Origin of the sequence: Neisseria sp. Ec49-e6-T10 (assembly GCF_051132615.1) — a bacterium.
In the GTDB taxonomy this organism is placed as follows: domain Bacteria; phylum Pseudomonadota; class Gammaproteobacteria; order Burkholderiales; family Neisseriaceae.
Genome location: NZ_CP152375.1, coordinates 731,560 through 744,840 on the forward strand (window position 1 = coordinate 731,560; position 13,281 = coordinate 744,840).

At 37.5% G+C, this 13,281-nt stretch carries 10 protein-coding genes; 5 read left to right on the forward strand and 5 right to left on the reverse strand.

Annotation, left to right across the window (positions count from 1 at the left end):
• Positions 1 to 13 precede the first annotated feature (13 nt).
• From AADH04_RS03705 to AADH04_RS03720, 4 genes are all read left to right on the forward strand, one after another.
• Positions 14 to 1,594 carry a TerC family protein gene (locus AADH04_RS03705; protein WP_434778902.1) on the forward strand — a complete coding sequence of 527 codons (1,581 nt, stop codon included), beginning with the start codon at positions 14 to 16 and terminating at the stop codon, positions 1,592 to 1,594.
• Positions 1,584 to 2,147: a tetratricopeptide repeat protein gene (locus AADH04_RS03710; RefSeq protein WP_434778903.1), complete on the forward strand. Its 564-nt coding sequence runs from the start codon at positions 1,584 to 1,586 to the stop codon at positions 2,145 to 2,147. The genes AADH04_RS03705 and AADH04_RS03710 overlap by 11 nt, the downstream gene beginning before the upstream one ends.
• A gap of 177 nt (positions 2,148 to 2,324) precedes the next feature.
• Positions 2,325 to 4,952 carry an alanine--tRNA ligase gene (alaS, locus tag AADH04_RS03715; RefSeq protein WP_434778904.1) on the forward strand — a complete coding sequence of 876 codons (2,628 nt, stop codon included), beginning with the start codon at positions 2,325 to 2,327 and terminating at the stop codon, positions 4,950 to 4,952.
• A 143-nt stretch (positions 4,953 to 5,095) separates the two neighbouring features.
• Complete coding sequence (locus AADH04_RS03720) at positions 5,096 to 5,692, forward strand: YdcF family protein (protein WP_434778905.1); 597 nt, start codon at positions 5,096 to 5,098, stop codon at positions 5,690 to 5,692.
• Positions 5,693 to 5,809: 117 nt separating this feature from the next.
• Here AADH04_RS03720 and AADH04_RS03725 read toward each other — a convergent pair whose 3' ends face one another.
• From AADH04_RS03725 to AADH04_RS03735, 3 genes are all read right to left on the reverse strand, one after another.
• Positions 5,810 to 6,472, reverse strand: coding sequence for a class I SAM-dependent methyltransferase (locus AADH04_RS03725; RefSeq protein WP_434778906.1), 663 nt, complete (start codon positions 6,470 to 6,472; stop codon positions 5,810 to 5,812).
• A gap of 2 nt (positions 6,473 to 6,474) precedes the next feature.
• The gene (locus AADH04_RS03730) at positions 6,475 to 7,725 is read right to left on the reverse strand and encodes a GTP pyrophosphokinase (protein WP_434778907.1); all 1,251 of its coding nucleotides are present in this window, start codon (positions 7,723 to 7,725) and stop codon (positions 6,475 to 6,477) included.
• A 278-nt stretch (positions 7,726 to 8,003) separates the two neighbouring features.
• Entirely contained in the window at positions 8,004 to 9,077 is a 1,074-nt protein-coding gene (locus AADH04_RS03735) for an MrcB family domain-containing protein (RefSeq protein WP_434778908.1), read from the reverse strand.
• A gap of 303 nt (positions 9,078 to 9,380) precedes the next feature.
• Here AADH04_RS03735 and AADH04_RS03740 point away from each other — a divergent pair, with 303 nt between their 5' ends.
• Positions 9,381 to 9,935, forward strand: a complete 555-nt coding sequence (locus tag AADH04_RS03740) for a hypothetical protein (RefSeq protein WP_434778909.1) — start codon at positions 9,381 to 9,383, stop codon at positions 9,933 to 9,935.
• 94 nt (positions 9,936 to 10,029) lie between these two features.
• Here the strand turns inward: AADH04_RS03740 and AADH04_RS03745 are convergent, their stop codons facing one another.
• A complete protein-coding gene (locus AADH04_RS03745; protein ID WP_434778910.1) occupies positions 10,030 to 11,427 on the reverse strand; it encodes an MFS transporter in 1,398 nt (465 codons plus the stop codon).
• Between the two features lie 12 nt (positions 11,428 to 11,439).
• Positions 11,440 to 12,624: a M20 aminoacylase family protein gene (locus AADH04_RS03750; RefSeq protein ID WP_434778911.1), complete on the reverse strand. Its 1,185-nt coding sequence runs from the start codon at positions 12,622 to 12,624 to the stop codon at positions 11,440 to 11,442.
• Positions 12,625 to 13,281 lie beyond the last annotated feature (657 nt).

Below are 13,281 nucleotides of genomic sequence, written 5' to 3' on the forward strand. Positions count from 1 at the left end.
AACAAACACAATTATGGATTTTTCTTGGTTAGGTGATGCACAAACGTGGATTGGCTTTGCCACCTTAATTATTTTAGAAGTTGTTTTAGGAATAGACAATTTAGTTTTTGTTGCAATATTAGCAGACAAAGTAAAACCCGCAGATAGAGACAAAGCGCGTTTAGTTGGTCTGTCTTTAGCAATAGTGATCCGAGTATGTATGTTAGGAGCCATGTCATTAATCCTGACCTTAACAGCCCCTCTTTTTACAATAGAACAATTCGGTTTATCATTTTCGGGCAAAGACCTGATCATGTTTTTTGGTGGGCTTTTTCTGATTTATAAAGCCACCACAGAACTACATGAACGGCTAGAAGGTCGTGCGTTAATTCCACAAAGCAGCCCCAATAAAGTTTACTCATCCCTTTTAGCAGTTGTGTTACAAATTATCGTATTAGATGCTGTATTCTCTTTAGACTCAGTAATCACTGCCGTTGCCATGGTCAAACATATTGAAATTGCCATGTTTGCCGTTATTGTGGCAATGGGCATGATGATTTGGGCCAGTAAACCACTGACTTCTTTTGTGGGTAAGCACCCTACTGTGGTGATGCTGTGTTTGGGCTTTTTATTGATGATTGGCTTTAGCTTGTTGGCAGAAGCTTTTCACTTTGAAATCCCCAAAGGTTACTTATATGCTGCTATTGGCTTTTCAATTTTGGTGGAAGTATTCAATCAAATTTCACTTAAAAACAGCAAAGAAAATGCAGCTATTACCCGTGGCTGGCGGAACAGAACAGCCGATGCCGTATTGGGTATTATGGGGGTTAGAGAGGCTGTATTGGCTAAAGAAAAAAACCACCAAAATACCGACCTTGAAGACGATCACTTTGATGATACCGAAAAAAGTATGATCCGAAGCGTGCTGACATTGGCAGAGCGTCCCGTAATGGGAGTCATGACCCCAAGGCGTGATATTGAACGCCTAGATATTTCACAAAGTAAAGAGCAACAAAAACAACAATTACTCAGCACTCCCTTTACTCGTCTCATTGTTGTGGGTAAAGCAGGCATTGATGAACCCTTAGGTTACATCAATAAACGCGACTTACTGAGCCAAATGCTCAAAACAGAAGAGCTGGATGTTTCTGCCATCTTGCGTCAGCCGCTTATTTTGCCAGAAATGGCATCTACATTAGATGCAATGGAATCATTTAGAGAAAAAGCAGCAGATATTGCTTTTGTTGTAGATGAATTTGGCAGTATTTTGGGTATGCTGACCATTAAAGACCTTTTAGAAAGTATTGCAGGCGATTTCCCAGAAGCATACGAAATAGAATCAGAACCGAGCATACAAGAAAACGAAGACCAAAGCTTTACAGTTGAAGGCAGCTTTGAAATGTCTATTTTGGAACAAGAGCTTGGCTTAAAACATAATGTAGAAGAAGTTGACTACCATACAGTTGCAGGCCTGATTATAGAGGAGCTCGAACGCATTCCAGATGTGGGTGAGTGGATTGACTACCAGAACTGGCGTTTTGAAGTCATCGAAAAAGAAGGCCAACGTATTGAACGTATTAAAATCTACCCAATAGATGAATCAGATGCAGATTAAACAGAATAAAATACTGATACCTTATTTATTCATAATAGGACTATTTACTTATCTGTCTCCTGTTTATGGTAATGAACTGCAAACCTGTTTAGAACATACATCCTATTCTCAACAAGAGGTAGATGAGGGTTTTGAAAAAGACATCTATCTTGGTTTATGTTACCTTAAAAAAGATACAGAGCAAGGTTTATATTGGTTGGAAAAAACAGCGAACAAAGGCTCTTTTTATGCAAAAGAAATGCTTGCTTTACTTTATGAAAAAGGCAAAGGGGGCTTACCTAAAGATAAGCAACTTAGCCAAGAATGGTATACTTCAGCCTTACAAACTTTAAAACAGCAAGCTCAAAACAATGATCCCCAAGTCTTGTACATGCTTGCTTTTTATTACGAGCAAGGTCGAGGGTTGGCACAACCTGACAAACAGCAGGCATGGTACTGGTATCAACAATGGGCAAAGCAAGAAAGCCTACTAGACCCCAACTTTGATCCTGACTTTCTTACATCATATATTGCAAAAAAATTAGGAATTGATACTCATCTACCAGAACAATAGACACAAGCTGATATTTATTGCCACAAATTATTAGACTGTCGTAAATTTACCTGATTTAAATTATAAATAGCATAAGCAACACACAAAAGCAGATAATTCTGACAATACACTACCCTATCTTATCGTGAACACAGTATAATTTCACCATTATTCAGTATTTTAGAAAATAGTTAATCAATGAAAACTGCACAAATTCGCACAAATTTTTTAAAATTTTTTGAACAACAAGGACATCAAATTGTTGCTTCAAGCTCTTTGGTTCCTTTTAATGACCCAACATTACTCTTTACCAATGCTGGGATGAATCAATTTAAAGACGTGTTTCTAGGCTTTGACGAACGCCCATACAAAAGAGCGACAACCAGCCAAAAATGCGTACGTGCTGGTGGTAAACACAACGATTTAGAAAACGTTGGTTACACTGCCCGCCACCATACCTTTTTTGAAATGTTGGGCAATTTTTCTTTTGGCGATTATTTTAAAAAAGAAGCATTAACCTTTGCATGGACATTTTTAACCAGTCCACAATGGCTTAATTTACCTAAAGAAAAATTACTCGCCACTGTTTACGCAGATGATGATGAAGCCTTTGATATTTGGCATAAAGTAATTGGTTTACCTGTTGATCGTATTATTCGTATTGGCGACAATAAAGGTGCCAAATACGCCTCAGATAACTTTTGGACAATGGGAGATACTGGCCCTTGTGGCCCTTGTTCTGAAATTTTTTATGATCATGGTGAAGAAATCTGGGGAGGCCCTCCCGGTAGCCCAGAAGAAGATGGCGATCGCTTTGTCGAAATCTGGAACTGCGTATTTATGCAATTTAACCGCGACGAACAAGGTGTCATGCATAAACTACCCAAACCTTCTGTTGATACAGGTATGGGATTAGAGCGTATTTCTGCCGTTTTACAACATGTACACAGCAACTACGAAATAGACTTATTTCAAAACCTCATCAAAGCTGCGGCACGCGAAACCAATATACCATTTAGCTTAAATGAACCATCACTTAAAGTCATTGCTGATCATATCCGCGCTTGTTCATTTTTGATCGCCGATGGTGTTTTACCTGCAAATGACGGCCGTGGTTATGTGTTGCGCCGCATTATTCGTCGAGCCATTCGCCATGGCTATAAATTAGGTCAAAAACAAGCATTTTTCCACAAACTGGTGCCAGATTTAATTACTGAAATGGGCGAAGCATTTCCAGAACTGGTGACACGTAAAAACACCATTATTGAGGCGCTAGAGCAAGAAGAAACCCGTTTTGCCCAAACCTTAGAAACAGGAATGGAGCTACTAGAAAAAGCCCTACAAGAAGGACAAAAAGTATTAAGTGGAGAAGTGATTTTCAAACTATACGATACCTACGGTTTCCCATTTGATTTAACCGCAGATATTTGTCGAGAACGCCAAATCGAAATGGATGAAGCCGGTTTTGAAAAAGAAATGGAAGCTCAACGCCAAAGAGCCCGTGCTGCATCCAGTTTTAAAACCAGTGCAGTACTTGAATACACAGGCGAAGACACTCATTTTGAAGGTTATACCGAAAACACCGTATCGGCTAAAATCATTGCCTTGTATAAAAATGGTGAAGCGGTGACACAATTAAATGCAGAAGATGAAGGCAGTGTCGTCCTAGACCATACCCCATTTTATGCAGAAAGTGGTGGTCAGGTTGGCGATATTGGTGAAATTTATACCGCTAATGCCAAATTTAGCGTACAAGACACCCAAAAAATCAAAGCAGCCGTTTTTGCCCAGCATGGTCAACTCATTAATGGCTCACTTAAAGTTGGCGACACTGTTACAGCACAAATCAATACCGAACTGCGTGCTGCCAGTATGCGTAACCACAGTGCCACACACTTAATGCATAAAGCCTTACGCGATATTTTAGGAACACATGTTGAACAAAAAGGCTCACTGGTTACTCCAGAGCGTACCCGTTTTGACTTTGCTCACCCGCAAGCCATGACGGAAGATCAAATCAAACAAGTAGAAAAACAGGTTAATTTAGCCATATTGGCCAATGTACCTGTTGCCGCAAACCTTATGTCTTACGATGATGCCATTAAAAGTGGTGCCATGGCCTTGTTTGGTGAAAAATATGGTGATGAAGTGCGCGTACTGAAAATGGGGGATTTTTCTACAGAACTTTGTGGTGGTACCCATGTAAACCGTACAGGCGATATTGGTTCATTTAAGATTATCAGTGAAATAGGCGTTGCTGCTGGTGTTCGCCGTATTGAGGCCGTAACTGGTCTAGGAGTATTGGCACTATTGCAAGAAAACGAAGCACTATTACGTACAACCGTAAGCACCCTCAATGCCCAAACCAATGCCGATATTCTCCCTAAAATCAACGCGCTGCAAAACAGCCATAAAGCTTTAGAAAAAGACCTGCAAAAAGCCAAAGCAGAACTGGCCAAACATGCAGGTTCTGCCCTACTAAATGATGCACAAACAATTGGCACAGCGCAATTGATTTGTACCGAACTAAAAGATGCCAATGCTGCAACTTTACGAGAAGTCGCAGAAGCCTTAAAAGATAAAGCAGACAATATTGTGGTATTGCTTGCATCGGTACAAGACAATAAGGTCTCTTTATGTGCTGCGGTGTCTAAAACACTAAGCAGCACCATTAAAGCGGGTGACTTAGTCAAATTTGTTGCCGAACAAGTTGGCGGTAAAGGTGGTGGACGCCCTGATTTGGCTCAAGCAGGTGGTACAGAACCTGCTCAATTAGCTCAAGCTTTAGCCAGTGTGCATCAATGGGTTGCTGATCAACAAGCTTAACGATTAAACCACACAAAAGCCCTCTTCAAATGTTTCAAGAGGGCTTTTTATTGTTTGTGTGCAAGATACAAATAAAAATTTTTATTGCCTTATGCCAAGCTCTAAGCATTTAGGTAAAAAACGATTAAGAAGCGATATTAACAATGATTCTGTTATTTAAAAAAGTGGGCTATATTCTATTTTTCAGTTGTCTTTTATTCTTTATTAGCCTTAATACGATCATTTACATTAACGCCAAAAATAACGCTACCCCCAAAGCCCAAGCAGATACCATGATTATATTAGGAGCCAAAATCATTGATACACCTGCTAAACCCGATAAAACACTTACCGAACGTTTAAATGCCGCAATCCCCTACCTAAAAGCCAACCTCAATACAAAAGTGATTGTCTGTGGCGGACAAGGATTAGATGAAAGCGCTACGGAAGCCAGTGTGATGAAGCAATACCTTGTCAACCATGGTATTGAAGGAAACCGAATTTTTGAGGAAGACCAATCAGTCAGAACAGCACAACAATTTATTTTACCTAAAAAAATGATGACCTTAGGACATACTGTTGTGGTCACCAGCGATTATCACCTATTACGTGCCATGATGTTGGCAAAACGATCAGGTTTAGATGTGTCAGGCTTACCCTCAAAAACCAGTTATCAAAACAAAAATCGTTATCTTTCCCTTATTCGCGAACCCTTGGCTGTATTAAATTCTTATTTTTTTGATTTTCCTATAGACAACTAACCAATCTACTCTAAAATCAATAAACACATTAACCCAGCATGTGCTTATGACTAGGTTAATGCTAATTGATTGCCACATTGCAAACATTCATTTGAATTATTACGATAAACAATCATTTTATGCTATCTTTTCAAAAACCAAACTCGTAAATTCACGATCAACCAACGTACCGATTTTGCTGATGCTTTTGTCTTTTTTGCAGTCTTCACGAATAAATTTTAAAGGCAAATCCCTTACCAAAGCTTTAACGGTTTGTGCATCATATAGCTGGAAACCATACTCAATAAACGGTAAGGTCTGCATAAATGTTTTATCGCAAAAAGTTAAGCACAAATAACCGCCTTTTTTTAATACTTTGCCGATATTATCCAGCAACAGCAAAGGCTCTTGCCAAAAATAAATGGTATTAACCGTTAACACCTTATCGAATGTTTCAGGGGCAAAAGGTAAGGAAGTGCCATCGTATAACTGATATTGAGCCAAGCCAGCATCGATATAAGGTTGATTCAAAGCAATGGCTTCTTGATGCATGGTAGGAGAGACTTCTAAACCTGTGTATCGAATATCGTCAGCAAGCGATAAAATATAGCCCAATAACCCACCATTGCCATAGCCTAATTCAAGTATATGATCGTGATCACGGATGTGTACATTAGCGATACCATTTAGTATCACCGATAAATTGCTGATGTTCATCTGATTGCCAAGCTTTACCCCACCTTCCCCATCAGGGCAACGTAATTGTTCGGCTAAGGTTTTTAGTTGGTCATCATTTATCATTGCTAAATTTCTTTCAACTCCTCTTCTAAGGCTTTTTTCAGTGTTTTAGTGGGTACTTTATTGATCACCTTTAACGTGATTAATTTTAATTGATTAAATAATTTTTCCCCATTATGCTCTGCTATATTTTTTGAGCCATGCAAAAATTCGCTTCTTATCTTTCTTAATTCCAATAAGGTGCGAATATCGCGGCTACTTAAAACACTGTCTCTTTTTAAAAGTTCAGCATTGCTACTTAACATCAATAATTTTTCGTTTGGATAAATACTCTTCATGGCTTTTTCTAAAATAATCCAACATTTCACAAATGATTCAAATTCGGCTATTTTATCTTCAGGCACATGCAGCTTATTAAAGTAATCTTTTAAATTTAAACGTTTGGTATTTGCACCAGACAATAACATGCTGAGCATTTGATCGACAATTGGCTCTTCCAGCTCTACATCAATGTTTTTGACATACTCCTCAAAAGATTTCACACTCAGCTTATCAATGGAGTCCAGATAATTATTTAAAATAGCGGTATTCCCAATTTTTAATTCATCTGAATAAGCTTCTTTCACATAATGAGACAGTAAATTAGTCAGATCATATTTATTATTGATGTTATTTTGTTTTTTGGCTCTTTGGGCCATTGCTGCATGCAGTCTTTCCAGTGCAATTTCACCACTTAAAACCAAGCCATTTATCTCGTCAAGAATGGCTAACTCTTCTTTTGATAAATCGCCCGTATGGGGTTTGTAAATAAGATCATGCTCAACCTCTGACCATGCATGCATCAGAACAGAAGCCACTTGAATTTCTGCTGCAATATCTGCATAGCGTTCAATATCTTCATCGTCTTCTTTCAAACACACCCGATAATGGGTTGCCCAATAGCCAGAGAACCTTTTATCATATTTTGGTTTATAACCGCTTTCGGGGAAAACTTTTCTTTTGTTGACTGAAAATAATTTATTGATCACTTCATCAACAATTGTTCTGTCTGTAGGGAAATATAAAGCAACCCTGATTCCTGATAAATCAACAATGTCATTTCTGATTTCTTCAATAGACTTGTATTGTTTTTGCGCATTTCTGCGTTTAATTTTTTCCTTCAAAGTATCAGGCTTTTTGGCTCTATAGGTGACAATTGCTTTAATGCCGCCATCGCGTAGCTGGCTTTCTATCTTATCAGCAATGGTTGAAGAAAATTTTTGGTAAAAATCATATTCTTTATGATATTGCTTAATAAATTCATTTATATATTTCATATTTTTATATAAACCTTCAATTTATTGACTTTAATAACCATTCATCATATTGTTTTAATTAGTATTAAGACTCAAGCATCTTGAACAATACGTTTTAAAACTTATCAATTGATCATACCATTAAAGCATCACCATAAATTGCTGATATTTATATTATTACAAAACTTAACTTTATCTGCCCATAGCGCCATTATTCGACGAATATTTTTAGAATTTATCCATTAATGATCTTATTAAAATAAATTATTTTAATAAATAACAAGAATAATTATATTAAATCATGGTTTAAAAATTTTTCTCCGATGCCAATCTAAATAAGGTTTAGATTTTTCATAAATTTTAATCTTCACCTCTTTATTAATATTCAACCTGATGATTTCTTGTTCAGTGTTATGTTGTGTACTAATCAATAAATCACCATCATCAGAAAAACTAATATAACCCGCATCAAATAAAGCATCAACATGAGCAGCTAATATCAACCCATTATATTTATCCAAACGTTCTATATTATTACTCACTTGCCAAGGTTTAATATGACTGGCTTTTAGTAATGTACGTAATTGAACCTGTGTTACCGGACACTGAGAATAAAGTGATAATAGCTCACGACGATATTTTCCCTGCCCAATTCGAGCATTTCTCAATTGCTGTTTTTGCGTTGTTGTGAGACTACTATTATTATCAATTTCTTCAATATCGGAGGAAATAGAATCTGTTGTTAATAATTCAGCGACATCATCATTTACCAAATTATTATAGACACTTAGAATATGCTTTAAGTCTTGTACTAATGTAGTTTGGTTAAGTATTACCTCAACTGGATAATACTTACCATAGATATGACCTAATTCATAACCTTTAGGAAGATCGGTATTAGAGTTTTGATTATTTAATAAAATAGGTGAAAATGAAAAACCATTAGAAAATAATGAGCTATCCTGTAATAACATTTGCAATTTTTTTTGGTATTGTTGACTAACAAACCTTATCTCTTTTTCTCCCTCCTTGGCACCATATATACTCTTAAAAAATTCCCAGCCTTGATTTAGAGAAAGATAAACGCCTTTCATATCAGCCTGAAATAGGTAAACAACATAAAAACCTTCTTGTGTTGTTGATGTAATGCGTTTATCTAATACAGCAATCCAAGGGACTTCAGACCACTGAGACATTCCACAAGAACCACTAAATTTTAAATTCTCTGTAGATGACACTACGTTTTTAATAATTCGTTTAGGGATATCATTTCTAATAAAACTTGCCAACTTATTTTTGGTAAATGGTGCCGTTTTTGTTTGAAGATAATTACTTAATATTTGATGTATTGCTTCATTTAATTGATTAGCCATATTGTTATTTAGTTAAAATAGAAAAAATTTAAATTTACTTCTAATAAATTACTGATGCCTTACTTAAGTTTAATATCAATTTCTCTATCAAGCTAGCATAATTTACCATAATATAAAATTATCAAAAATATAGAAACTTATTTATTTAGTTAAATAAGTTTAATTTGCTATAATCACATCACCACCACATTTATGCTATTTAATTTTAGCATTTTCCTAAAATTTCCCCACATCCACCCCAAAACCTGTAATAATTACCCTTGTACGGTTTAATAGCCGTATAGGGTGTGAGAACCCTTATCTGTGAGCCCGACAGTTTTTTACACTGTCGAGCCTGTCTTTGTTTTGCCTCTATGGGGACACAGACAGGGCAGCCTTCGGGCTGAGCAGTTCACAGATCTGTTTCTCACCCCTGTTTGTGTCGCCACCCTTACCTTGCGTTTGGGTGGTGCGATTTTCAGCCGAACAGGAGGTGGCAAGATGTCAGATTCAGATTTTCAAAAGGGGGTTCACCCCGATTTTATTATCCATAAAAACATTGTCGAAAAGTCGTGTTTAAACACACCATTTTGTTTAACAGCACGCTTTTATGATGTATCGGGTGAAGACGCCGAACACATTTACCATACGGCAATGCACACGCAACAATGCTTACAAAAAGGCAATAGTGCGTTATTACACATAACAGAACACTATATTCAACATGCCAAACAACCTAATATCGATATGCTTCAGGATATTTTATCAATGCAGTATTATTTGTCAGAACTCATGCGTGGGATTCAATTGTCTATTTTTACCGTTGCAGGCACAGCAGAGCAATTTGAATGGCAACGGTTAAAACAAGAAGAAACGTAATCATCGCTCATTTTGAGCAACTGGTTTTTTGCATAAAAATTAGAAACAAAAAAGCGGCTAAACAGGCCGCTTTTTAAGTTGAATTGGTTTAATATTATTTTTTCCCAGCCATTTTGGGCACCAGAAAAAAAACAGATAAAACCGACAGTAAACAAAACCCAGCATTCACAAATAAGCTAATGCTGGCTGTTTGTGCCACATTGGCTAAAGTGGGGTTATCTGGTAACACTGAATAGTAAACAGATAAGGTAATGGCGACACCAAAGGCGCTGCCAAGGGAGCTGGCCATTTTATAAATACCTGAAGCCACCCCTGCTTTTTCACTCGGAGAATTAGAGACTGCGGTATCGGTTGAAGGGGTTGCATAAAACCCCAGCCCTAAACCAAAAAGCAAGAAGCCAATAGCCACCGAAATAAAATAGGTTTGTGATGGTAAAAAAGTTAACGCCATTAACACAATCCCTATACCTGTGATCGACACACCAAGCATCATGGGTTTTTTAGCCCCTACTTTACGCAAAATCAGCTCACCCACACGAATCATGGCCAAAACAGAAACGGCGTACCCCAAGGTTAACCAGCCATAATGTTCAAACTTTAAGCCATCCCGAATGTACAGTGGCACAATCGACAGCACTCCTACGGTACAGTTCGCCAAAAAGTTGGATAAGTTTGCTCCATTAAATGCCCCACTTTTAAAAAGAGCAAAATCAATAAAGGCAGCATCCTGTTTGCGTTTTTCGACAAGGTAAAACACAATAAACCCAACCACTGTAATGGCTAAAGCAATCAAGATATAAGGGCTGAACCAACCAAGAGAGCGACCATTGGTGATAAATAAATTTAACGAAATTAAGGTAATTAAGAAGAAACAAAGACCTGATCGATCAAATTTAGCCTTACTGTCGGGGCTGGCATTTTTGGTTGCAGGTGTACCAAAAAGCAATAGCACACTAATAATGGCCACAACGATGGAGATCATAAAAATGGTACGCCAGCCATAATTTTTGGAAACCAAATCACCAAAAAAGGTACAAAAGCCTGCCCCACCCCATGAACCAATAGACCAGAAACTTAATGCTCGTTGCCGAGCTGTACCGTCATAGTACATTTTGATTTGGGCTAAGGTGGACGACATAATACAAGCAGCAGATAAGCCTTGTAAAATTCGGGCGGTAATAAACATAAACGCATTGGTGGCAAATATGAGCAACAATGAACCAATAATGGTTAATGCCAAGCCTGTATAGGTGATTTTTAATTGGCCTATTTTATCGCCTATACCCCCTGCAACCACAATAAAACACCCCGAAAACAGAGCGGTAATGGTAATGCCTAAAGCAATCTGGGCACTAGGTATATTAAGCGTAGGGTCGGCAATCAGCTTATCCACCACACTGTTCAGTGATAAGGAAAACAGCCAAAAGGTCAGCATAGCCAAGACGAAACCAAGCAGCATTTTGTCGCTTGGGACAAAATATTTATTGTGCATATTAGTGCCCCCTTATACCTTACTTAAGTAGGTTTCGGTAATGGCTGCCCATAATGCAGCACCGGGAATAATGTTTTGATCATTAAAATCATATCCAGGGTTATGAACTGGGCAACCATTCACACCTGCGGTGCCATTGCCAACAAAAAAGTAACTACCTTGGGGATGTGCTTCTAACATAAAGGCAAAGTCTTCACTGGCCATAAAAGGGTCGCTGTTGTCATGGCATTTTTCGGAGCCAAAAAGCGCACAGGCCACGTTATAGGCAAAGTCGGTTTCTTCATCACCATTAATCAATACGGGACTGCCATTTAGGTGATTGACTTGGGCTGTTGCGCCCAAGCTTTCTGCTACTTTTGTAGCAATTTCGGTGATGCGTTTTAGGGCAATTTTTCGTGCTTCATTGTCTAAGGTTCTGACAGTGATCATCAGTTTGGCTTCGTTAGGAATCACATTTGCCGCTTCACCTGCTTGTATGCTGCCCACGGTAACCACAGCAGGAGAAAACGGGTCAATATTACGGGAAACAATGGTTTGTAATTCGTTGACAATTTGGGTAGCCGCAATCACAGTATCAACCGCTTTATGAGGGAATGCGCCATGCCCCCCAACACCTGTCACAATTATTTGAACAGTATCGGACGAAGCCATCGTTTTGCCTTTACGAAAATAAAATTCGCCCACATTCAGCCCAGGCATATTATGCATGGCAAAAATTTTATCGCATTTGAATTCTTTAAAAAGGCCATCTTCAAGCATTTTGCTACCGCCACAAAGTAGCTCTTCTGCTGGCTGCCAAATTAAATGTAGGGTGCCATCAAAGTTTTTTGTTTGTGCCAGATATTTTGCAGCACAAAGCAGCATGGTAGTATGACCGTCATGCCCACAAAGGTGAGCGGTGCCTTCTTTGACGCTTTGCCAAGCAACACCACTGTTGTCTTGAATGGGTAAGGCATCCATTTCAGCACGAAGCCCTATTGTCTTATCGCTGTTACCAACTTTTAGTGTGGCGACCATTCCTGTTGAAGCAAACCCTGTTTTGAGTTCATACCCCCATTCAATCATTTTGTCTGCTATTAATTGGCTGGTATTAACCTCTGTAAACCCTAATTCTGGATGTTGATGGATTGTATGACGAATATCGATAAACTCTTGTTCTAATGGTTTTATTTTGGTCAAAATATCTTTGATGCCCATGTTAACGCTCCTTTGATGATTTATTTTATTTAATGATGATATTTTTACTCATCTATTTTTGTATTTTATGCCTGACTGAACACAAAAGTGATAGTGCTCAACAGATGAACTTTATGAATGTAAAATTTAAGTCTAGAACTAAAGATTGAATACTTATATAGAGATGGTTCAATATTGATAAATGAATAACCCCTACACAAACAATCCAATCAGGGTATTAAAAACACTTTTAAAATAATGATTATGCTCTTAATATAACACAAAGATATTTTTCTATCAGAAGATAAATTCTGATTTTTTGATCAAGATCATTTTTACTGGCAAGTTGATGATTGATTGTTTATTGTGATTAAAACGGATTAAGATATTTATTTTTTAAATATCAAAAAGTTACATTTAATTTTAAGAATAATGTTTTTAAAAAAACAAACACATTATTGATTTTTTGTTATTTTTGATCAAATAGTTTTTTAAATAAAGATTCGGTTATTGATTTATAGTTGTCACTAACATTAATGTTCAAAAACCAGATCACAACTAGAACGGTAATCGTACCAATTGTTATCTGGTTGATTATTACACTTCAATACGCACTGTTATAGCACCCTGAGTATTTATGTTCTGTTTAGCTTGCCCAGTTTAATACACCATTATATA